This is a genomic window from Tardiphaga sp. 841_E9_N1_2 (assembly GCF_051811065.1).
GTDB classification, from domain to species: Bacteria; Pseudomonadota; Alphaproteobacteria; order Rhizobiales; family Xanthobacteraceae; genus Tardiphaga; species Tardiphaga robiniae.
Map to the genome: position 1 here is coordinate 4795790 of NZ_JBPWQC010000001.1, position 23048 is coordinate 4818837.

At 62.9% G+C, this 23048-nt stretch carries 18 protein-coding genes; 8 read left to right on the forward strand and 10 right to left on the reverse strand.

What is annotated here, in order from left to right:
* Nucleotides 1-9 precede the first annotated feature (9 nt).
* From AB8A50_RS23040 to AB8A50_RS23055, 4 genes are all read left to right on the forward strand, one after another.
* Nucleotides 10-1776, forward strand: coding sequence for an ABC transporter ATP-binding protein (locus AB8A50_RS23040; RefSeq protein ID WP_089266712.1), 1767 nt, complete (start codon nucleotides 10-12; stop codon nucleotides 1774-1776).
* 75 nt (nucleotides 1777-1851) lie between these two features.
* Nucleotides 1852-4053, forward strand: a complete 2202-nt coding sequence (locus AB8A50_RS23045) for an amylo-alpha-1,6-glucosidase (protein ID WP_439079012.1) — start codon at nucleotides 1852-1854, stop codon at nucleotides 4051-4053.
* Nucleotides 4054-4112: 59 nt separating this feature from the next.
* Nucleotides 4113-4700, forward strand: a complete 588-nt coding sequence (locus tag AB8A50_RS23050; protein ID WP_439056881.1) for a PRC-barrel domain-containing protein — start codon at nucleotides 4113-4115, stop codon at nucleotides 4698-4700.
* Between the two features lie 87 nt (nucleotides 4701-4787).
* Nucleotides 4788-6053, forward strand: a complete 1266-nt coding sequence (locus tag AB8A50_RS23055; protein WP_439060415.1) for an MFS transporter — start codon at nucleotides 4788-4790, stop codon at nucleotides 6051-6053.
* Here AB8A50_RS23055 and AB8A50_RS23060 read toward each other — a convergent pair.
* The 4 genes from AB8A50_RS23060 to AB8A50_RS23075 form a co-directional block, all read right to left on the reverse strand.
* The gene (locus tag AB8A50_RS23060; protein ID WP_439056882.1) at nucleotides 6050-7228 is read right to left on the reverse strand and encodes a pyridoxal-phosphate-dependent aminotransferase family protein; all 1179 of its coding nucleotides are present in this window, start codon (nucleotides 7226-7228) and stop codon (nucleotides 6050-6052) included. The two genes, AB8A50_RS23055 and AB8A50_RS23060, sit on opposite strands and share 4 nt — an antisense overlap.
* A gap of 86 nt (nucleotides 7229-7314) precedes the next feature.
* On the reverse strand, nucleotides 7315-8166 hold the full coding sequence (locus tag AB8A50_RS23065) for an LssY C-terminal domain-containing protein (RefSeq protein WP_089266719.1): 852 nt from the start codon (nucleotides 8164-8166) through the stop codon (nucleotides 7315-7317).
* 53 nt (nucleotides 8167-8219) lie between these two features.
* On the reverse strand, nucleotides 8220-8945 hold the full coding sequence (locus tag AB8A50_RS23070) for a thermonuclease family protein (RefSeq protein WP_439060416.1): 726 nt from the start codon (nucleotides 8943-8945) through the stop codon (nucleotides 8220-8222).
* Between the two features lie 114 nt (nucleotides 8946-9059).
* A complete protein-coding gene (locus AB8A50_RS23075) occupies nucleotides 9060-10796 on the reverse strand; it encodes a hypothetical protein (protein ID WP_439079013.1) in 1737 nt (578 codons plus the stop codon).
* Nucleotides 10797-11138: 342 nt separating this feature from the next.
* Here AB8A50_RS23075 and AB8A50_RS23080 point away from each other — a divergent pair, with 342 nt between their 5' ends.
* Nucleotides 11139-12005, forward strand: a complete 867-nt coding sequence (locus AB8A50_RS23080) for a caspase family protein (RefSeq protein ID WP_089266722.1) — start codon at nucleotides 11139-11141, stop codon at nucleotides 12003-12005.
* Nucleotides 12006-12020: 15 nt separating this feature from the next.
* Here the strand turns inward: AB8A50_RS23080 and AB8A50_RS23085 are convergent, their stop codons facing one another.
* From AB8A50_RS23085 to AB8A50_RS23105, 5 genes are all read right to left on the reverse strand, one after another.
* Nucleotides 12021-12926 (reverse strand): efflux RND transporter periplasmic adaptor subunit, encoded by a 906-nt coding sequence (locus tag AB8A50_RS23085; RefSeq protein ID WP_439079014.1) that lies wholly within the window; start codon nucleotides 12924-12926, stop codon nucleotides 12021-12023.
* A gap of 9 nt (nucleotides 12927-12935) precedes the next feature.
* Nucleotides 12936-16046 (reverse strand): efflux RND transporter permease subunit, encoded by a 3111-nt coding sequence (locus AB8A50_RS23090; protein WP_089266725.1) that lies wholly within the window; start codon nucleotides 16044-16046, stop codon nucleotides 12936-12938.
* Complete coding sequence (locus AB8A50_RS23095; RefSeq protein ID WP_439080021.1) at nucleotides 16046-16909, reverse strand: efflux RND transporter periplasmic adaptor subunit; 864 nt, start codon at nucleotides 16907-16909, stop codon at nucleotides 16046-16048. The genes AB8A50_RS23090 and AB8A50_RS23095 overlap by 1 nt, the downstream gene beginning before the upstream one ends.
* Nucleotides 16910-17139: 230 nt before the next feature.
* A complete protein-coding gene (locus AB8A50_RS23100; protein WP_439079015.1) occupies nucleotides 17140-17796 on the reverse strand; it encodes an OmpA family protein in 657 nt (218 codons plus the stop codon).
* A gap of 222 nt (nucleotides 17797-18018) precedes the next feature.
* Complete coding sequence (locus AB8A50_RS23105) at nucleotides 18019-19518, reverse strand: caspase family protein (RefSeq protein WP_439079016.1); 1500 nt, start codon at nucleotides 19516-19518, stop codon at nucleotides 18019-18021.
* 266 nt (nucleotides 19519-19784) lie between these two features.
* Here AB8A50_RS23105 and AB8A50_RS23110 point away from each other — a divergent pair, with 266 nt between their 5' ends.
* Nucleotides 19785-20597 (forward strand): N-acyl homoserine lactonase family protein, encoded by an 813-nt coding sequence (locus AB8A50_RS23110; protein ID WP_089266728.1) that lies wholly within the window; start codon nucleotides 19785-19787, stop codon nucleotides 20595-20597.
* A 4-nt stretch (nucleotides 20598-20601) separates the two neighbouring features.
* On the opposite strand, the gene AB8A50_RS23115 is transcribed toward AB8A50_RS23110, so the two are convergent.
* Nucleotides 20602-21075, reverse strand: a complete 474-nt coding sequence (locus tag AB8A50_RS23115; RefSeq protein WP_439079017.1) for a MarR family winged helix-turn-helix transcriptional regulator — start codon at nucleotides 21073-21075, stop codon at nucleotides 20602-20604.
* A 144-nt stretch (nucleotides 21076-21219) separates the two neighbouring features.
* Between AB8A50_RS23115 and AB8A50_RS23120 the strand changes: the two genes are divergently transcribed.
* Nucleotides 21220-22833, forward strand: a complete 1614-nt coding sequence (locus AB8A50_RS23120; RefSeq protein WP_439079018.1) for an FAD-dependent oxidoreductase — start codon at nucleotides 21220-21222, stop codon at nucleotides 22831-22833.
* Entirely contained in the window at nucleotides 22830-23045 is a 216-nt protein-coding gene (locus tag AB8A50_RS23125; protein ID WP_309940827.1) for a DUF2783 domain-containing protein, read from the forward strand. The genes AB8A50_RS23120 and AB8A50_RS23125 overlap by 4 nt, the downstream gene beginning before the upstream one ends.
* Nucleotides 23046-23048: the final 3 nt, after the last annotated feature.

Genomic DNA, 23048 nt, shown 5'->3' on the forward strand with positions numbered 1-23048 from the left:
GACAATCACATGGACAGTCTTTCCGGATATGCGTATCGCCCTTTCGCTTTCGTGATGCGCTACATCAGGATGCGTTCTGCATCGCATCTGATCATCCTGATATCCGTGCTTGCAGCCGTCGCCTGTTCGGTGGGCACGCAGTACGGAATTAAATTTTTAGTCGATGGCCTCTCATCTGGACCTTCGGGAGCCGGTAATACCGTCTGGATCGCATTTGGCGTTCTGATCTCGCTGATCACGGCAGACATGTTCCTGTGGCGCGTGGCCAGCTGGACCGCGAGCTACACATTCGTTGGTGTCACCGGCGATCTCAGGCGCGATATCTTTCGCCATCTGACCGGCCACGCACCGAGCTACTTCTCGGATCGGCTGCCCGGCATGCTGACCAGCCGTATCACGGCAACGTCCAACGCGGTCTTCACCGTCGAAAACATGTTTGTCTGGAACGTGTTGCCGCCCTGCGTCGCGACATTCGCGGCGATCCTGCTGATTGGAACCGTCAGCCTGCCGATGGCGGCGGGGCTGACAGTCGTGGCGGGCGCGGTCGTCGTGATGATGTTCAAGATGGCCGCGGCCGGCAAGAAACTGCATGATGACTTCGCCAGCAAGGCGGCCGCAGTCGATGGCGAAATGGTCGATGTCATCAACAATATGCCGCTGGTCCGCGCATTCTGCGGATTGAGCTTCGAGCATGACCGCTTCGATGAAACGGTCGATCGCGAGCTAAACGCCCGTGGTCGCAGCCTGCGCTATCTTGAGCGCCTGCGCCTGACGCATGCGGCCATCACGGTCGCGCTCACGATCGGGCTGCTCGCCTGGGCGATCATGCTGTGGCAACGCGGCGGCGCCAGCACCGGCGACGTCGTTCTGATCTGTACGCTCGGTCTCTCGATTCTGCATGCGACGCGAGATCTTGCGGTGGCGCTCGTGGATGTCACGCAGCATGTTGCGCGCCTGTCCGAGGCGCTGTCCACATTGCTGGTGCCCCATGAACTCAGCGACCATCCCGAGGCCGAGCCGCTGGTGAAGTCCGGTGCAGCGATCGCTTTCAACAATATCTCGTTCCGTTACCCCGGCGGTCTGCAGGTGTTCGATAAGTTCACGTTGCGGCTCAATGCCGGGCAGCGCGTCGGGCTCGTCGGCCAATCCGGCGGCGGCAAGTCGAGCCTGTTCGTATTGCTGCAGCGCTTCTATGACGTCCAGGATGGCAGCATCACCATCGATGGCCAGGATATTTCACGTGTGACCCAGCACAGCCTGCGTCACGCAATCTCCGTGGTACCGCAGGACATCTCATTGTTCCATCGCTCCATCATGGAGAACATCCGGTATGGACGTCCCGAGGCGACGGATGACGAGGTATTGCGTGCAGCCATTTCGGCACGTTGCGATTTCGTCGAGACGCTGCCGGAAGGTCTTCACACCATGGTCGGTGACCGCGGCGTCAAACTGTCCGGCGGGCAGCGCCAGCGCATCGCCATTGCACGCGCCTTCCTGAAGGACGCGCCCATTCTGCTGCTGGATGAGGCGACGGCGGCCCTCGACAGTGAATCGGAGGAGGCGATCCGTGAGGCGCTGGCGCGTCTGATGCGTGGTCGCACGGTGATCGCGATCGCGCATCGCCTCGCGACGTTGCGCAATTTCGATCGCGTGGTCATGCTGCAGAGCGGCAAGATCATTGAGGACGGCAAACCTGATCATCTGATGCAGGGCGAGGGGCCGTATCGGGAACTCGTCACACAGGAAATGAGCCGTCTCGCGCAGCACGCAGCCTGACGACTCAGTTATCCTCTCCAGGCGCTGCGTTTATCTTCGTGCCTGTCTTCACCTTACAACCGGCCGAGGTCATCCATGCCCATCGAAGCCGCCGCGACCAAGTTGAACGCTATCGCCGATCAGAAGGCGGTCGAGTCGCCGTTCTACATTCCGATGACGGGCCCTGCGTCGCGCCCACGACGTGCGCTCAAGCACGACGATACGTTTGTGGTGCTCGACAGTCATGGTGACATTGGCGCGTCCGCGGGCGGGCCGGATGGACTGTTCAACGCCGACACGCGCTATCTCGCGCGGCTCGAACTGGCGCTGAACGATGTTCAGCCGCTGCTGCTCGGCTCGAATCTGCGCGATGACAACTCGTCGCTGACCGTCGATCTGACCAATCCGGATATCTATCGCAACGGCCGCCTCGTGCTGCAGAAAGATATGCTGCACATCGTGCGCACGTTCTTCCTGTGGCGTGGTGCGGCTTATCAGCGGATCGGCCTGCAGAATCACGGCGAACACCGCGCCAGTTTCGATCTGACGCTCACATTCGACAATGACTTTGCCGATCTGTTCGAAGTGCGCGGCGAAAAACGCAAGCATCGTGGCATCGCCACGAGCCGCCTGGTCGGGCCCAGTGACGTTGCGCTGGAATATACCGGCCTCGACGGCAAGCCGCTCAGCACGATGGTGCATTTCGATCCGCGCCCGACGCGGCTGGCAGCCAACACCGCGACCTACCACTTCGAGCTGAAGCCGCAGCAAACGACGTCACTGTTCGTTGCTGTCAGTTGCAATGCCGAGGTCGGCCACAAGCCTGTACCGTTCTTTCGTGGGCTGCTCGCGCACCGCCGCGAGATGCGCAATTTCAGCAAGGGTGCGGCGACGGTCGAGACCTCGAATGATATTTTCAACGAGGTGCTTTGCCAGGCGATGGCCGATCTCAGTATCCTGATGACGAATACGCCGCAGGGGCGATATCCCTATGCTGGTATTCCCTGGTACTCCACGACATTCGGTCGCGATGGCCTGATCACGGCGCTGCAACTGTTGTGGATCGATCCGCGCGTAGCGCGCGGCGTGCTGAAACGGCTTGCGGCATTTCAGGCGAAGTCGGTCGATCCGCTTGCGGATGCCGAGCCCGGCAAGATCCTGCACGAAATGCGCGGCGGCGAGATGGCTGCCCTGCGTGAGGTGCCGTTCGCGCAATATTACGGCAGCGTCGACTCCACGCCGCTCTTTGTGATGCTCGCAGGAATGTATGTCGAGCGCACCGGCGATGATGAAACCCTGCGCGAGCTGTGGCCGGCCGTTGAGGCGGCCCTCGGATGGATCGATGGTCCGGGCGATCCCGACAGGGATGGCTTTGTCGAATATCAGCGCGCGACCGAACAAGGATTGCAGAACCAGGGTTGGAAAGATTCGTATGACGCCATCTTTCATGCCGATGGAAAGCTCGCTGAGGGCAATATCGCACTGGCGGAGGTGCAAGGCTATGTCTTCGCCGCCAAGCATCTGGCGTCGCGTCTCGCATTGCGCATAGGCCTACCCGACAAGGCCCGGCAGCTCGAGGCCGAAGCGGAGCAACTTGCTGCGCGGTTCGAGGAAGCTTTCTGGTGCGAGGAACTCGGCACCTATGCGCTTGCGCTCGACGGCAAGAAGATGCCTTGCGCGGTTCGCGCCTCCAATGCGGGCCAGTTGCTGTTCACAGGCATCGTCCGTGAAGACCGTGCGCGCATGGTCGCCGCCGACCTGATGGGTCCGCATTTTTTCACCGGCTGGGGCATTCGTACCATTGCGCGCGGCGAGGCGCGCTACAATCCCATGTCCTATCATGACGGCTCGATCTGGCCGCACGACAATGCGCTGATCACACTCGGTCTAGCGCGCTATGGCCTGAAGCATTCGGTCGAGGCTGTATTCAAGGGCCTGTTCGACACCGCGGCCTATATGGACTTGCGACGATTGCCGGAATTGTTCTGCGGCTTCCAGCGCGAAAAACGCCGTGGCCCGACCTTGTATCCGGTGGCTTGCGCGCCGCAGGCCTGGGCCAGCGCAACGCCGTATACCCTGCTCGAGGCAGCGCTAGGAATCGAATTCGATGTCGCGCGCGGGGAAATTCGTTTCCGCGATCCGCGGCTGCCCGCTTTCCTGCAATACGTCATTTTGCGCGATCTTCAGCTCGGCGAATCCAGCGTCGATCTCTGCCTGCGCAAACACGAGAACGATGTGTCGCTGGAAGTGTTGCGAACCCGCGGTCAGATCCAGGTATCGATCGTATTGACGCATTGACGCGTCGCCTGGCGCTGGGGTCGTGCCCATCAGCGAAACGCGTGAGTGAGGGAGTTTCCATGCCTGCAATTCGCATCGTTGCCGGATTGGCTGTAGCGTTGGCGTTGAACGCCGTGGCCGTGTGCCAGGCGGCGGATGCGCCTGTGCCTCCGCCCGCGTCGTCAGAGAAATCCACCCCTGAAGCGCAGCCGTCCGTGCCGCCGCCAGCACCGGATGCGGCTGCGGTGCAGCCGGCAGCGCCACCGGTCGTGTCCACGCCTCCTGCGCCTGTCGCCAAGCCGCCATCGGTTACGGTGATCGACGCTTTCGATGCCAAAGGCATTCTCGGCCGCGACGTGCGCAGTCCCGCAAGCGAGAATATGGGACGTATCGCAGACGTGATCGTCGATCGCGCGGGGCAGGTGCGCGGCGCGGTCATCGACTTCGGCGGATTCCTCGGGGTCGGCTCGCGCAAGATCGTGGTCGATTGGGGTGCGCTGCATTTCTGGAACGTGGCCGACAAGACCGCCAGCATCACGCTCGATCTTACACGCGAGCAGGTGCGTGCTGCGCCGGAATACAAGGACGACCAGCCCATCGTCGTGCTCGGCGCGTCCGGCACACTGACGCCGCTGAGGTTTCCGCCTCTCACCATGCAGGAGCGCTAATTGGCGGTTCACGCGACCACACGTGCAGCCGATCTCTCCCGCCGCGACGATGTCGCGGCGGTGCCCGAGGTCGCCTGTGCGCCGGGGATTGCGCCGGAGTCCGAGCTGGGCCCGCAGGAGCCGCAGCGGAGTCCTGAGCCATCGAAGCAGAGCCTGCGCGGGCTCGACTGGTTCATCTTCTTTCTCGCCGATGTGCAAACCGGATTCGGTCCGTTCGTTGCGGTCTATCTCACCACACAGAAATGGACCCAGGTCGAGATCGGCTTCGTGCTGTCGATCGGGGGCATCGTCGCGCTGCTCGGCCAAATTCCGGGTGGCGCGATCATCGATGCGGCGCGCTCGACGCGGCTGGTCGCCGGCGCCGCGGTCGCAACGATCGGCGGCTGTGCGCTAGCCTATGCAGCGCTGCCGGTGTTTCCCGTCATTGTCGCGGCAGCGACGTTGCATGCGATGGCGAGCTGTGTGCTCGGCCCTGCGATCGCCGCTATCAGCCTCGGGCTGGTCGGGCCGCTGCGGATCGGTGAACGGCTGGGGCGCAATGCGCGCTTCGCCTCGCTCGGCAATGGCGTCGCTGCCGCCGTCATGGGCACTTGCGGCTATCTGCTGTCGAGCCGGTCGGTCTTTATCGTCACCTTCCTGCTGGCGCTGCCGGTGCTCTACGCGCTGTCGCGGATTCGGCCTCAGGAGATCAACTCCGCACAGGCGCATGGCGCCAGCACCAAAGAGGCCGAGAGCAATAAGCCGATCCGCTTCCGCGATCTGGTGCGCCAGAAGCCGCTGTTGATTTTCGCCTGCGCTGTGCTGCTGCTGCAGCTCGCCAATGCCGCGATGCTGCCGTTGATGGCGGGCGTCGTCACGACGCGCTCGGCCGACTGGGCACCGGCGCTGATCGCCTTCTGCATCGTGGTACCGCAGGCCATCGTCGCGGCGACCTCGCCGACGGTGGGCCGAAAGGCGCAGCAATGGGGCCGCCGGCCACTGCTGCTGATCGCCTTCGCCGCGCTCGTGATCCGCGGATTGCTGTTCGCCGTAGTCACCGATCCGTTTGCACTGGTCGCCGTGCAGGTCTTCGACGGCGTCACTGCTGCCGTGTTCAGCGTGATGATCCCGCTGATCGTCGCCGACATCGCCTTTGGCAGCGGTCGCTTCAGTCTCGCGCAAGGCATTGTCGGCACAGCCACCGGCATCGGCGCGTCACTCAGCACGGTCACCGCCGGCTTCGTCGCCGACAAGCTCGGCGCGCCGGTTGCCTTTGTCGGCCTGGCCTGCGTGGCCGGGCTTGGTCTGTTGCTGATCTGGCTGGTGATGCCGGAAACCCGCCGCGACCACGGCGAGGTTGAGAGCGGACCTTAGGGCGCGACGCTCTCGCCGAGGAAGTTGACCGCCGCCGTGACACCGCCCTTGCCGTGCGGAATGCCGAGCGCCTGCAGTCCCATCTCGATCACGCCGAGCGTTCCGAGAATCATGGGCGCGTTGACATGGCCCATATGGGCGATGCGGAATGCTTTTCCGTGCAGGTCGCCGATGCCGACACCGAGAATGACGCCGCATTTGTCGCGGCAGTAATCGAGCAGCGGCGTCGGGTCGTCCATCCGCACCGTCGTGACCGTGTTGCCGCGTTCTTTCGGCTCGATGATATTGAAGCTCAGCACGCCGCCATCGGCCCATACGGCAACGGCACGGCGCACGGCTTCCGCCAGCAATCGATGGCGCTGGAACACGTTGACCAGCGTCTCGTCGAACAGCATGTCAATGGCCTGACGCTGCGCGAACATCAGGTGCACCGGCGCGGTGCCCGAATGTTTCCGGTAGTGCTCGTCGCCGTCGCGCTCGGTCCAATCCCAATAGGGTGTGCGCAGATTGGCAGTTTTGTGCACTTCGCGCGCGCGGTCATTGGCGGCGACATAGCCGAGGCCGGGCGGTGTCATCAGGCCTTTCTGCGAGCCGGACATGGCGACATCGATGCCCCATGCATCCATCTCGAACGGCATGCAGCCGAGCGAAGCCACGGTGTCGACCATGAACAATGCGGGATGACCGGCGGCCTTGATCGCCTTGCCGATGGCTTCAATATCGTTGAACGCGCCTGACGCCGTGTCGATCTGCACTGCAAGCACAGCCTTGATCTCGTGCCTGGCGTCTTGTCGCAACGTTGCTTCAACCTCGGCAGGACGAATGGCGCGATTCCAGTCGCCCTTCAGGCTCTGCACGTCGACGCCCATGGCGCGCGCAGCATGCCCCCAGCCGACCGCGAAACGCCCGCTTTCCAGCACCAGAATCTTGTCGCCGCGCGACAGCACATTGGTGAGCGTCGCTTCCCAGGCACCATGCCCGTTGGCGATGTACATATAGGTATTGCCTTTAGTGGCGAACAACGTGCCGATATCGCGCAGCAGCCCGAATGTGAGCTGCACCATTTCCTTGGAGTAGATATCCAGCGGCGGACGATGCATCGCCCGCAATACTTCGTCTGGCATCGTGGTGGGGCCGGGGATGGCGAGAAATTCACGACCTGCACGAACGACCATTTTCAATCCTTGTTGGTATTTTCGGCCATGGTGCCATGGCGCAGCGCGAAATCAAAGCGCGTGTGAGGTGGTTTGAATTTGACTGCTTAGTGAGTCAGCGCATCACGCCCGATCACATTCGCGATGGCCTGGAAGATCTGGTCCTTGATCTCGGTCGCCGCCGGGCTCGGGATCGTCTCGGGAGGGCCGTCGTGTTTGGCGCAGGCCACCACCAGCCGCAGGATCCAGACTTCGCCATCGGTGTAGTACAGGTCGCCGCCGCCATTGTGGCCGGCGACGGTTGGCCCGATTCCTGTGACCTGATATTTGGCCTCAACCATGCCGGCCTTTTCGAGGTCGCCTGCGAGCACCGCGCGCTCCGCGTCGATATCGGCAGCGATATGATGCGTGATCGCGCCGGTGTATTTGCTGATCCCGACGCTGCGATCGAAAGTCGCGTCGCCGAGCCAGACCGGGCGATCTTCCTGTCCCTTGTCGAGGACCTTCCAGAGCCGGATGTGGTGGCGATGATCAGCGCTGTTGCCGACCGGCTTCTCGAAAGCGAGATCCTCGCGGCGGCCGAGATAAACCAGCGGGCTCACCGGTGCTTCGCGATAGGGTCGGTCGAGCAAGACGCTGCCGACAATCTCGAGGGATGAGCGCAAGGTTACGGGATCCGCGGGATACCAGCCGGCAGCATGCATCGCGCACAGCACGTCCTTCTTGTCGCCGATCAGGCCGACATTGATGGGATCGCCCGGGATGCCCTGCGCGGTCATGGTCGTCATCGGCAGGCCGGCGAGGCTCTTCTGGTGCTCGTAATGGGTCCAGAGTTCCGGGAGCAACAGATAGGCGATGCCGCCATAGATGACCAAAGCGAGCAACGTCAGCCGCGCCGCCCGGAATGTCCGGCTGCGGCGTTGTTTTTGCGCAATGACATCCGTCTGCAGGTCAGCCACGGTTCCGCTCGATCGAATCTGAGCGGGGAACCTGCCACGTCAGCGCCACGATGTCATCGTCGGGTCTCGCGGCAGCCGGCGGCTTCGGCCTCTTCTTTAGAGCAAAACCAGCGTGTTCCCTTGCTGATCCGCATGCTGATCTTGGCATACCAGCGGCTTTCGGGCGTGTGGTAGATGCAGACGCCGGCCCGGTTGACGTTGCCCTTGATCCGGCAAGTTGGAGACGGCGCCACGTGGCCGGATGCCGAGGCCAGCAGGATCGGCAAGGCATCCTCCGGAGGCTTGATCGAGCCGAGAATGGTGGTTTTCTTGTTGCGTACGCGCCAGTCCCAGGGCGCAAAGAACGCGCCCGCCCAAAGTCCCGCCTTGGCGTCACGTGCGGCTTTCTCGTCGGCATCATAGGCATGCGAGAAGCGCACATAGGAGAGCGCCCAGCCGCTCTTCACCATCCATTGGCTGATGTCCTCGCCGTCCACCTCGCATTTGGCGACCGAGCGACCGAACCGATCGGTCCGTAGTACGTGGCAGGTCCAGCTCTTGTCGCCGACATGTTCAACAAGCGCTTCATGCGCTGCGACACCGCAGGTCCAGCGCTCGCCGGCGGCATTCAGGCACAACTGATCGAGGCCGGGCGAGTCCATGCCGGCGAGCCGGATGCGGGTCGCGCCAATGGTCATCTGGTCGCCATCACGAATCTTCGGCACCCCGGTCACGTCGGCGGCCTGTGCCAGTGCGGGAATGCAAAGCATCGCGACAAAAAGAGAGAAGGTGCGGAACATGCGCATCGAACCGTTTGATTGCAAAATCATGACGACAATCCGGAGACAGTGCGGGCATTTCGCCGTGCATGCCAGCGCGGTCGCTCCTTCATACCTTCAACTTCGCGCGATGACCTATGCGGCGTGGCCGTTCATCATTCTCCGCCGCGCCAGTGCGAGACCCATCAGCACGAAGGCTGAGGTTACTTCGGGACCGCCGACGAGAATCCGTGTCGGCGTTTTCATCTTGTTCCATTCATAGGCCTTGAACGGACCCTTGCGGCCGCCTTCGCCTGTTGCCGTGATGATGCAGCGCAGCGCGGGTGCGAAATGCGCGAGCTCGCCGCCGAGATGTCCCAGCGCGATCAGCGCGAGTGCCGCATCGAACGCGTTCATTTCCCGCGCAATCAACTCGCCCTGTACATAAGCAAGCACACGCAGGCGGATGAAGTCGAACGTGCCGTCGGTATCGATGGCCTGTTGTGTCTCGGCCGGCAATTCACGGAAAGCCGCATAGCAGCGGCCGAAATAGGCGCTGTAGAGCTCCGGCAGATAGTAGATGTGCGATTTCGGATCGGCGAACGCGCCGGATGCCACAAGGCGGCGCTGGAAGCCGATGATCCGCTGCATCGTTTCCAGACGTGTCGGTGTTTCCATCACCTTCCAGCGGACGAGATTCCGGAACGAGACTTCGAGCACGTCGAGATTGAGTGTCGGATCGAGATCGTTGCCGTAGGGCCGCTCGCCCGCGAGATTGTCGATCCATGTGACGATGGCGCCGTCATAGTCGATATGGTCGTTGAGCGGCACGGTGACCATCGGTTCGTTGCTGCCGTTGCCGACCTGATAGCCGGCATAGAAGTCGAGCAAAGGCTGATCGAGGATCGGGTCGGTCGAACCGGCCTGCGTGGCGGCAGAGAAGGAGCAGGCGGTGGTGTCGCAGTCCGGTACATAGATGCCGAAACCGAGATCCTGCTTGATCTGCGCGAACAGCCGGCTGAAGCGCGGATGCGGCGGCGGCGCCAGCGCGGTGATCACATTCACGCTCGTCCCGTCATGCGAGCGGACTTCCTCGCGGCTGGTGACCAGGCAGAATTCAACCATCGCATCGATGGCGCGGTGCGAGGATGTCGTCTGGTCCGGCGACGGCAGTCCGGTTTCGCCGAAGCTGAGCAGCGCCTCGGTGAAGAACGCGTCGTAATAGGCAGAGCGATGCCGGATCTGCACCGGCTCCCACATGGGTTCGGCAATTCCGGTCCATGGCGGATTGATGAGTTTTGCCGCCGGCGAGCGAGCGATGAAGATGCGCGCGAGGGTGAACAGCAGCGTCGAATTCTTGTAGCCGCGCGAATTCAGGCCCGTCAGGGCCATCAGGAAATCGCGGCCATGCATGTCGGGATCGCCGATCAGGTTGAATGCCGCGTAAGTAGGAATGAAGCCGTTGCGGTCGAACGAGCGCAGCAGATGCGTGCCGCAGGCCTTGATGACATCGTCGATCTCGCCCAGCGACGGTGCCTGCGCTGATGCCGTCACCGGCTTCGGCTCTGGATGGCTCAATGCGACCGTGTCGAGCAGCTCGGCGATGGGCTGGCCGATGGCTTCCCAATCGGGGCTCGCGTCGTCGCGCGCCGCTCTCAGGGCCTGCTGTATGGCTTTGAACCGGGCGGGGTCACGCAACTCGGGCAGGCCGGCGCGACAGAGCAATGGACGGAGCGCAGGATTGCCGAGCGCAGTTTTGTAGAACTTGACGATATGGCCGTCGCCGCCGGTGTGCTTGTGGAATAGGGGGTCGCAGAGGTCGTAAAGCGACGGGCCGACCTTGCTCGCTGTCAGCGCGCGGTATGCGGCGCCGGCAAAATAAGTCACACCCATGAGGTTTCTTTCAGTGCCGCCCCCTGCGCAAACCGCCCGCCGCTGCTGCGGCGCAATCGCTTCCCGACACCTGCAAGCCTTTGAAAAATTGCACGAATCGGTCTGAATTACAATTGCGTGAAGCGCAAGCCTGTTCAAGACCTTAGCCTGGTCAGTCAGTAACCCTGTCTTAAATCCCGGCCTTTACCGGTTGCCCGGGTGGGCTCGACGGGTTAACAACCAGTTTGCTGCGATGCCGCAAATTGAGCGCATTTAATACTCATTGGTTTGGCATCCCTTCAAACCTATTTCGACGTTCGCGCGACCCACGGTTGCGCCTGAACGATGAGCAGGAATGACGTTATGAACGTACGGCAGTTTCGCGTATCCCGTCGCTCGATCACTGTGGCCGCAGCTTTTGTCGGCCTGGTGTCGCTGGTGCTTGGCGCCAATGCCGCGCTGAACAAGCGCTCGCTGGAAGCCGCACAGGCCGAGACGGTGACCGGGACGATCAATCCCGTGACGAAGGCGTCGCGCATCGCGCTGGTGATCGGCAACGGTCATTACCCCGACGCCGGCGCGCCGCTGAGCCAGCCGATCAATGATGCACGTGCCATGACGAGCGCACTCCGCCGCGACGGTTTCGACGTCGATGTGGTGGAAGACGCGACCCGCGATGACATGACCCGCGCTGTCGAGCGCCTGAAGGCCAAGATCAAGCCCGAAACCGTTGTGATGCTGTATTTCGGTGGCTATGGCGTCCAGGTTGGCCGCCAGAGCTACATGATCCCGGTCGATGCTGCGATCTGGAAAGAGCGTGACATCCGTCGCGATGGCATGAGCGTCGAGGCTGTTCTCGATATCATGAAGGAGCAGGGTGCCCAGGCCAAACTGGTCGTGCTGGATGCGTCCCGCCGCAATCCCTATGAGCGCCGCTTCCGCGGTTACTCCCGTGGTCTCGCGCCGATCGATGTTCCTGAGAATGCGCTGATCCTGACCTCGGCGACGCCGGGCAAGGTTGCCGACGATGTGGATGGTCAGAACAGCCTGCTCGCAACCGAATTGCTGAAGAACATGAAGGCCAAGCCGGCGAGTGCCGAGTCCGTCTTCACCAACACCCGCGTTGCGGTTACCCGCGCGACCGCCGGCGAGCAGGTTCCTGCCGTGTCGTCGTCGCTGGTTGAGGACATCCTGCTCGGCGATAGCGCGACGGCCAAAGCCGGCAGCTAAGTCTTCCCATCGCGTTTACTTGTTAGCGTCTGCGCTGGCCATCACCGGCCGAACCGGGTCGCCTTCGCGCAGCAACGCGCCCGCGCGCGCGACAATCACATCGCCATCGCTCAAACCTTCGCGTACCTCCACGCGTCCGCCTGACATCAGCCCGATCTCGACGCGGCGCGTCTCGATGCGCTGCCGCCGGACCACCTGCACGACGGTCCCGCCGGCACTGTAGAGAACGGCGGTCAATGGCACCGCGACGCCGCAGCTTTCGCCTGTCTTGATGATGGCGCGCGCGTAGGAATTGCTCATCAGCCGCCGGGCCGAGGTGATCGAGACCACGACCTGGCCGAGCTGGCTATTGGGTTCCACGGTAGAGGCGACGCGTTTCACTTTACCGTCCAGCTCTCCAGCGCCGATCACCTTGACCTTGACCGGCTGATCGACTTTCAGCTTCGGCAGGTCGCGCGTCGGTACCTGGCCGATGAATTCGAATTCGCTCCGCGCGATGATGCTGAAAAGAGCCTCGCCCTTGGCCGATGCGAGTGATCCGACAACGGCGGAAGAGGCGCTGACCAATCCTGCGACCGTGGCCTGAACTTGAAGCGATCCGCCTTCCGGTGGCGTCAGGCGTGCGAGGATCTGGCCCGCGGTGACGTTCTCGCCGGCATCGACCATGACTTCTGCGACCTTGAGGCCCGGACGATCCGGACGGATCGAGACTTCCTCGCGCGGGATCAGGATGCCGGAGACTTCGACCGTGGCGGAGAAGCAGGACTTCGCGGCGGTCAGCACGGTCACTGCTGCACCCTTCGGGGCATCAGCAGGATCGTCGGCAGCCGGAGCCGGCTGGGTGAACACGCATAGCGACAGCGCGACCAGCAATCTGGCCCATGTGGTGGTTCGCTTGGAAGATGCGACGGACAGGGTCATTGCATTTGCCTATTTGTGCGGGACGGCGGGTGGTTGACCGTTTTGCGGGTCTTCCTCGCCGCTCGACACCAGCAGCTTGCGCCCGAAGCGCCATGCCAATTGTCCGACGTCGTCCATCATCATGAACATCGCCGGCACGAATAGCAGCGACAGCGCCGTCGAGAAGATCAGTCCGCCAATGATAGCAAGCGCCATCGGCGAGCGGAACTCGCCGCCGGCGCCGAAGGCCAGTGCGGACGGCATCATGCCAGCGACCATGGCAACGGTGGTCATCACGATCGGCCGCGCGCGCTTCATGCCGGCATCGATGATCGCGACCTCGCGCGGTTTACCTTCGCGAATGGCTTCCACTGCAAATTCCACCAGCATGATGGCGTTCTTGGTGACGATGCCCATCAGCATCAGGATGCCGATCCAGACAGGCGTCGTGAGTTGCTTGCCCGTCAGGAGCAGCGCCAGGATCGCGCCGCCGATCGAGAGCGGCAGCGAGAACAGGATGGTGATCGGTTGCAGGAACGTGCCGAACAGCAGCACCAGCACCGCATAGACCATCATCAGGCCTGCCGAGATCGCGGTGGCGAAACCATCCGCGAGTTCGTTCAGGCTTTCGGCGTCGCCGGACTGCTTGACACTCACATTCTTGGGCAGGCTCTTCATGACTGGCAGTTCGTAGATCTTCTTCAGGGCATCGCCGAGTGCGGCGGTGCCCACGAGATCCGCGGCCACGGTGGCCTGCCGTTCCCTGTCGTAGCGGTTGATGCTGGTCGGTCCCTGGTCGAGCTTGATGTCGGCAACGACGGATAGCGGCACGCCGCCGCGCCCGCCGCCAAGTGGCACCCGCAACTGTTCGAGGATCTGGAAGTCGGCGCGTGCCGTGTCTTCGAGTTGCACGCGGATCGGTACCAGACGATCGCCGGCATCGAATTTCGCCAGGGCCGGGCCGACGTCGCCGATGGTGGCGACGCGGATGGTCTCCGACAGGCTCTCGGTGGAGACGCCGAGTCGTGCCGCAAGATCGGCACGCGGCTGCACCCGCAGCTCAGGACGATCCAGCGAGGTTTCCGAGATCACGTTGGAGATCAGCGGAATGCGCTTCATCTGCGTCGCCAGTTCGCTGGCGACATTGGCGACGATGTTGCTGTCGGTGCCGGTCACCACCAGCGAGATGGCGCGTAGTCCGTTCTCGTCGAGGAACCAGTAGCGAATATCCGGAACGCTTTCGAGTTCCTTGCTGATATCGAGTTCGAGCAGGCGCTGTGTATGTGCGCTGTCGCGTTCGCTCTTTGGGGTGTAGTTGATGATCAGAGCTGCGCGCCGCACTTCATAGGTGCCGGGCGGGACGTGACCGCCATCGACGAACACGCTCTTCACCTCAGGTCGCTTGCGGAGCCGCGCGACGATGTCTTCTGTGACCTTTTCGGTGTAAGCGAGCTGCGATCCTGGCGGCAATTCCATCGCCATGAGCGAACGCGCCGTGTCCTGGGCCGGTAGGAAGCCCTGCGGCAGCAGCTGGATGCTCCAGATCGACAGTGCGAAGACGGCGAGACCGAACAGAACCGTCACGTAGTAGCGCTTCACCGACAGGGTCACGAGCTTGTTATAGGCTTGCAGCAGGCGTCCCGGCGGTGGATCGTCGTGCTTGTGATCCTTGAGGAAGTAGGCTGCCAGCACAGGCGTGACAAAGCGCGCTGCCAATAGGGAAAAGAATACCTGCACCGAGACGGTGATGCCGAACTGCTTGAAGAATTGTCCGGCGATGCCCGACATGAAGCTCGCCGGCGCAAAGATCGCGATAATGGTCAGGCTGATGGCGATCACGGCGAGGCCGATTTCGTCGGCCGCTTCCAGCGCGGCGCGATAAGGCGACTTGCCCATCCGCATATGCCGCACGATGTTTTCGATCTCGACGATGGCGTCGTCGACGAGAATGCCTGTCGACAGCGTGATGGCGAGGAAGCTCACGAGGTTGAGCGAGAAGCCGAGCAGGTCCATCGCCCAGAAGGCGGGGAAGATCGACAGCGGCAGCGAGATCGCCGCAATGACCGTGGCCCGCAGATCGCGCAGGAAGAAGAACACCACGATGACGGCAAGCGCCGCGCCCTCGAATAGCGTCGAGATCGCGGCTTCGTAATTGCCCTTGGTGAAGTCGACCGACGTATCGATCAGTTTCAGATCGACGTCGGGATAGGACGCCTTCAGCGCATCGATGCGCTTCTGCACGGCCGCCGCGACCACCACGTCGCTGGCGCCCTTGGATCGCTTGATGCCCAGCGCCACCACCGGTTCGCCGTTGAAGCGCGCAAAGGTACGGCGGTCGGCGATGGTGTCGGTGACCGTCCCGAGATCTTCGAGCCGCACTTCGCCGCCGGACGGCAGGCTGATCATGGTGCCGGCGAGTTCGTTCAGCGTCTTGGCGCCCGCCAGTGTCCGGATCGCCTGATCGTTCTTGCCGATTTCGGCGCGGCCGCCGGCGAGGTCCACATTGGTGCCGCGCAGACGTCTGGATACATCGACGGCGGTAAGGCCTGCGGCCTGCAAGCGATCAGGATCGAGCGAGACGAGGATTTCGCGCTCGACGCCGCCGATGCGCTCGACCTGCGCGACGTTGCGCACGCCCTGCAACGCGCGCTTGACCACGTCATCGACGAACCACGACAGTTGCTCCGGCGTCTTGCCCGGCGAGATCGCCGCATAGGTCACGATCGGCAGGCCGATTACGTCGACGCGCTGGATCAGCGGTTCGTTGACATTCTGGGGGAGGTTGGCGCGCACGCGCGTCACGGCGTCCTTGACGTCGTTCAGCGCGCGGTCGGTATTGGTCTCCAGCGCGAATTGCACCGTCGTGACCGACAGGCCGTCAGTGATCGACGACGAGATGTGGCGCACGCCTTCGACGCCGGAGACGCCGTCTTCGATGGTCTTGGTGACCTGCGCTTCAAGTTCCGCGGGCGCTGCGCCGAATTGCGAGACGGCGACCGAGATCACCGGAATGTCTGCGCTCGGTAGCCGCGTGATCGCCAGCTTGGTGAAGCTGATCCAGCCGAGTACCAGAAGAATGATCGAGAAGACGATGGACGGAAGCGGATGGCGGATCGACCATGCCGAGATATTCATTGCCATTAACGCACCCGCGATCGATCGAGGTCATCGGCGAACATGGTCTGGACCTTGTCGCCGTCATGAAGTGACGTGCCGGCATCGGCGACGACGATGTCGCCCACCTCGACGCCTTCAAGAATTTCCGTCGACGTATCGGACACCAGCCCGACTTTTACCCGTCGGGTCTCGATGGTGTTGCCCTTCACGAGCTGCACCATGAAGTGTTCGATCGCCGAGCGCGGGATCGCGACGCCGCAGCTGCGCTTGGCGTCGATGCTGGCGCGGGCGAAGACACCGACCTTGAGCGACGGGTTGCTGGCCAGCGACAACCGGACATGGCCCAGCTGCGTCACGCGGTCGATCTGTGGCGACACCAGCCGCACCTTGCCGAAGATATCGGGTTGATCGTCGCGGCTGATCCGCGCCGTGACGCCGGGATTGAGCTTGAGGATGTGGATGCTCGGCACTTCTGCATCGAGCTCGAGCTCGTTGTTGATGGCGATCCTGAACATCGGCCCGGCCTGCGGCGAGGCCGGTGCGCCGACGATGGTGTTCACGGAGGTAATCAGACCTGCCGCGGGGGCGCGCAGCGTCACAGGATTCGGGCGTGCATTGCCTGCTGTCGGCGGCGGTATCAGCCGGGCCAGTTCCTGGTTCTCGGTGACGGTGTCGCCTTCGCGGACCAGCACTTCGGAGACCTTTGAACCTTCGGTATCCACGCCGACAACGGCCTCGCGGCGCGGAACCACGAAACCGGTCACCCGCACGAGATCGGAGAAGCAGGCATTGGTGGCCTTGGCGACGATCACCATGGCGCCATTCGGCGAGGCGGAGCCGGCAGGTGCGGGTTCAGCAGCAAAGCCGATAGAGGTGGTTGCGACCATGGTGGCCGCCAGCGACAGACATGCGAGAGAGGGGGAGAAGCAGGCAAAAGCCTTCATTGCGAGATCGATCCACTTGGTATTACGGAGCACCAGGGGCATTCGATCGGTGCGGCGGCAGGTCGGGGCAATCTATACAGGATATCCGCGATCACCACAGCAAACAGCGTCCCGCGTGGCGCGGAACGCTGTGGTGCGGCAATCCGCAGCAAGCTCGGAGGTACCACCGAGCCTTATTGGGATGCGGTGGCCTTGTTCACCATATTCACCACCTGAACGCGGCGGTTCGACGGATCGGTCGGCGCAACGCCGGCCTTCGGCTTGCCCTTACCATAGCCGACGGTGACGAGGTCGGCGCCGGCGATGCCGTATTTGTCCGTCAGATAGCGCTTGATGGCATCGGCGCGGCGCTCCGAGAGATCCTGGTTGTATTCTTCGCCGCCGACCGCGTCGGTATGGCCGGCGACCACGAAGGTCGCGCCCTTGAGGTCTTCGCTGCTCAGCGCCTTGCCGAGGGCCTGCACCGAGGACAGCGACTTCTTGCTGATATTCGCCGAGTTGTAGTCGAAGGTAATTTCCAGATCGATCGCCGGCTTGGTCTGGGCGACGGCGGCGATCTGCTCGCGCTCGCCGATCGACAGCGATCGTGTGCTGCGATTGCGAAGGGAGTCGACGAACTTGCCTTCGGCGGCATTGACGGCCGGCTCGGCCGGCGGCGTCATCGACAGACCGCGGGTCAGCGGCTTCTTTGGTGCCAGCGCGCGCAGGATCTGGTCGGAGGTCACTTCCTCAGCCGCTGCGGCGATGCCTGCGGTCAGCGACAGGGCGACGCCGATCATGGCGATCGTGCGAAGTGCCTTGAAGCCAAAGCGTGCGGATGTGTTCGGCATGGGTGCATCCTTCATTTAGTCGCGCGAAACGCGCTTGAATCAAATCCAGCAAAATCTGGTGCCGGATCGCTTCAGGATGGCTTCCGGCTTGCCATCAATAGTGTCCGCTCGCGCGCCGCAGGTTCAAACCGGGCTTGCGACTTTCCTACGATTTTCTTGCGACTTTCCTGCGAAATCCTGCCGACCTCTGGGAATCATCGGATGGCGTGTTATCGCGCTGTCCTATCGAACGCCGTAGCTGGCAAATTCCTTGACGATGTCCGGGTCCATGGCTTTAGCATTGGTGATGTCGAGATCGCCTTCAGCCGTCTGGCCAAGGCGATGTTTGGCCAGACCGCGGCCATAGAGCGATGAGGTCAGCTGCGGATTGATCTTCAGCGCAGCGTCGAAATCCGCAATGGCGTTCTTGCTCTGGCCGTTCTTGAGGTTGACCAGGCCGCGGCTGTCCAGCGCATCGACAAAATTCGGGCGCAGGCGCAGGGCTTCATTGCAGTCCTTGAGCGCGGCGGCGAGGTCACCGGTCACGGTGCGTGCCCAGCAACGATTGTTGTAGGCCTCGACATCCTTGGGATTCAGTTTGATCGTGGCGTCGAAATCCTTGATCGCAGCGGAATAGGCGCCTTTGCTGGCATAGACCTGGCCGCGGCGATACAGCGCGCCGGCGTCCTCCGGATTATCGGTCAGCTTGACGTTCAGCGATTTGACGGTCGGATCCTCCGCCAGCGCCAGCAGGATCTTGTTTTCGTCGCGAGGAACTTCGGCGGCGACGGCAGGGGCAGGAGTCGGTGCCGCGGCCGGCGCAGGCGCTGCTACTGGAGCCGCCGGCGTGGGTGCAGCGGGCACAGGTGCTGCAGGAGCTGCAGCGGCGACTTCTGGTTTGGCCGCAGCAGCGGGGCGCGGTGTCGTAGCCGGTGCGGGATCGGCCGGTTTGGCTTCCGCTACAGCGGCCGAGGCCGGGCGCGTTCCCGCTATGAAAGAGAAGTCTTCTGCCAGCGACGATGAAATCCACGGCACCTGCTCGCTGCGCGACGCGCGGGTGACGTTGACGCGGGTCCGGTTCAGCGTCTGCTCGGCGGTGAGATCTGGAACCCGGATTTCCTTGAGCAGCTCACTGACGAACAACCCGTGATCGCCGCCGCCATCGCTGACCACGGAGCTGAGTGCCGCCGAATACATCACCAGCGTGCCGCTCGGTGCGATCACCGGAGCGAGCCCGGCGGAGAAGCTGCGGAACCGGCGCTCGAACGGATTGCGGCGGGATGCGTCCAAAAGCGCAATCTTGACGCCGGCGCCGCGGCCGTTGATCTCGCCCAGCACAGTCTCGAGGCTGAAGCCGTCGCGGCGCACGTCGGGCTCGGTCCAGATCTGGGCATCGACCGGGATCATGTAACTTTGGCGCGCGGACTGGATGCCGAAGCCGCTGAAGAACACCAGGGCGACCGAGCCGGGCTTCACCTTGCCGTAGAATTTGTCGAGCGCCCGGCGCATACCTTCGCCGCCGAGATTTTCCCCGGTATCGACCTCAAATCCGTCACGCTTCAATTCGGCGGCGACGTCGCGGGCGTCGTTGATGGGCTCCTTGAGTGGAGCCTCGGCGTCCGGATATTTCGCATTGCCGATCACCAGTGCGATCCGGTGGGTCCGATCTTCCGCGGCGGAGGCCTGCCAGACGGGCGTGGCGGCAAACGTCAGGAGAGCGATCAGAGCAATGCGCATTTTCATAATGAAACCGGTCCACACTTGAGGGCGCTGTCCAAGCTGCGGCTTGCGCCGCAGCGACACTAATCCACGCCATTCGCATTATCAAACCGGCGTGATCGCGGCTGTCAACGTGCTGTGTGGGCGGCAGCTATCGCGTCAATTCACCACGCGTCTGGCGTTGTCGTACAGTCCTGGTCCCCGGTCATTCCGGTGGCTGGAACGGTTTGACCTTTCCCGGCAGCAATGGCTTGTTGCGCATAACAACGATCGGGAATGGGACGGGACGAATGAGCGTGACTTACGAAATCTATGCGATCCGCTATGCCACGATGACGCCGCGGACGCCGCAAATGAATTATCTCGCACCCGATCCCCATGAGACCGCAGCGGCCGATCTCGATTATTTCGTCTGGCTGATCCGCGGCGGTGGCCGCGACATTCTTGTCGATACCGGCTTCAACGAAGCCGCCTCGAAGGAGCGCAGCCGCAAGCTCACGATCAATCCCATCGACGCGCTGGCCGATTTCGGCGCTCGCGCGGCGGACATCCGCGACGTCATCGTCACGCATCTGCATTACGACCATGCCGGCAATCTCGATCGTCTCCCCAATGCCAGGTTCCATCTGCAGGACCGCGAGATGAGCTACGCGACGGGCCGCTGCATGTGCAACGGGTTGCTGCGGCATCCGTTCTCGGCGGAGGACGTCACGCTGATGGTGCGACACGTGTTCAATGAGCGCGTCACGTTCCACAATGGCGATGGCGAGGTTGCGCCGGGCGTCACGCTGCACCGCGTTGGTGGCCATTCCGACGGTCTGCAGATCGTACGCGTGCAAACCGCGCGCGGCCCGGTGGTGCTCGCCTCGGATGCCTCGCATTATTACGGCAACATGCAGCGCCGCAGCCCGTTTCCGATTGTCTACAATATCGGCGACATGTGCGACGGCTGGACCACCTGCGAGCGCCTTGCCGGCCATCCCGATCGCATCATTCCCGGCCATGATCCGCTGGTGCGCGAACTTTATCCGCGCGTCGAGGGCAGCAAGGCCGATGCCTATGCGCTGCACGAGATGCCGTCGCGCTCCTTTGTGAAAGACTAATCGCTCAATAGGCGCCGGCCTTTTGCCCATGCCGCGTCTGCACGAGGTCGAGGCTACGCTCGATCTTGCCGAGTGCGGCGGCGAAGTCCTTGCGCTCCTGCGCCGTCAGGCATGACAGGATGTCGCGCTCTTTGCTTAGCAGGCGCGGGATCAGTTCTTCATAAAGCGCTGTGCCTTTCGTGGAGAGACGCAGTTCGAAGGCGCGGCGGTCGTCTTCGTTTTCGACCCGTTCGATGAGTTCGCGGTCCAGCAGGGCCGTCACCGCCCGGCTGATGGTGGATTTGTGGGTGCGCGTGCATTGCGAAATGAACTGCGCGCTGCAGGCGTCGTCGCGAAAGCCCAGCGTGGCGATGACGCGCCATTCCGGAATGTCGAGCCCGTAGCGCACCTGATATTCGTCCGAGAGCGCGGCGCTGACCTCCGCGGCCAGCCGGTTGAGCCGGAACGGAACGAACTGAAACAGGTCGAATTTTGCCACGGGGCCACCAATTCTGCTGTTGACGCCGCCACGGGTCCGGCGTTTAGATGGTTGCAAATGAGACTATCTTAGAGGGAGTGCGGTCCGTTGGCCAGACCAGCGTTGATCCGAAAATACATCCGGTTGCAGGGCGGGGTCTGAGCCATGGCGCAGCATGTCCGCCAGTTTGCCTATCGCCGCCATGCCGATCAGGCACGCCCTGCCGTTGATGCAGCGCGTCATCCCGTTGTGATCGTCGGCGCCGGGCCGGTGGGCCTGTCGCTGGCCATCGATCTGGCGCAGCGCGGCCAGCGCGTCGTGCTGCTCGACGACGCCGATCGCATCGGCGACGGCTCGCGCGCCATCTGTTTCTCCAAACGCTCGCTCGAATATTGGGACCGTCTCGGTGTCGCCCATCGCATGATCGACAAGGGCGTGGTGTGGAAGGTCGGCAAGATCTTTCTCGGACCGGACATGCTCTACCAGTTCGATCTGCTGCCCGAGACCGGCCACAAGATGCCGGCCTTCATCAACCTGCAGCAATATTACGCCGAGTCCCTTCTGGTCGATCGCGTGCATCAATTGCCGGAGATCGATCTGCGCTGGCGCAACAGGGTCATCGCGCTGGCGCAGCACAACGATCACGCCGAACTCACCATCGAGACGCCCGATGGGCCTTACACGCTGCGCGCCGACTATGTCGTTGCCTGCGATGGGGCCCGCTCCGGGCTGCGAGGCATGGTCGGTGCGGACTTTTCCGGCGAGGTGTTCGAGGATCAGTTCCTGATCGCCGACGTCAAGATGACCGCGGAATTCCCGACCGAGCGCTGGTTCTGGTTCGATCCGCCGTTCCATTCCGGCCAGTCCGCACTGCTGCATCGTCAGCCCGACGATGTCTGGCGTATCGATCTGCAGCTCGGTCCCGATGCCGACCCTGTCGCGGAGCGGCAGCCGGAGAAGGTGCGTCCGCGCATCGCACGCATGCTCGGCCACGATGATTTCGATTTCGAGTGGATCTCGGTCTACAAATTCCAGTGCCGCCGCATGCAGCGCTTCCTGCATGAGCGCGTGATCTTCGCCGGCGACGCCGCGCATCAAGTGTCGCCGTTCGGTGCAAGAGGCGCCAATTCCGGCCTCGAAGACGCCGAGAACATCGCATGGAAGCTGGCGATGGTGCTGGCGGGCGACGCGCCGGCATCGCTGCTGGTGAGTTATGACGCCGAGCGTGGTCCGGCCGCTGACGAGAACATCCGCGCCTCGACCCATGCGACGGATTTCATCGCGCCGCATTCGAAGCAGGAGCAGCGCATGCGGCAGGCAATACTGTCGCTCGCCAGGGAAGCCGATTTCGCCAAGCGGATGATCAATGGCGGGCGACTGTCCGTGCCGTCGGTCTATCAGACGCCGCTCTCGACGGCCGACAGCGACGACTGGTCTGTCGGTCCTCAGCCGGGCGCGCATATGCCGGACGCGCCGCTCGCGACTGACGACGGCGCACATGTATTTCTCTCGGAATGTTTCGCGGGGGCGGGTCGCGGTTTCACCGTATTGCACTCGGATGGTCAGGCGATCGAACTGCCCGAGGGCGTGGCCCGTCTGGTCGTCGGTGACGATGCGGCGCTGCGCGACGAGACCGGACTGTTCAAGGCACGCTACGGCGCCGATCCGGGTGCCGCCTATCTGCTGCGGCCCGATGGTTATGTCGCGGCGCGTTTCCGGCATCCAACGCCGCAGGCGATCAAGGCCGCGGTCGCGCGTGCCTGCGGGAGGCCGTCATGACGGCACTATCCACGACGTCCAACTTCGCCAGTCCCGACGACGCCTATCGTGCGATCGTCGAGGCGCATCGCGGATTGACCGACGATCAAAGCGCGGCGCTCGATACGGCACTCGTGCTGATCCTCGCCAATCATATCGGCGATGCCGCTGTGCTCGGTGACGCGATAGCGCTGGCGAAGCGGCGGCTGCCTGTCGCCACACGAACTGAATGACAA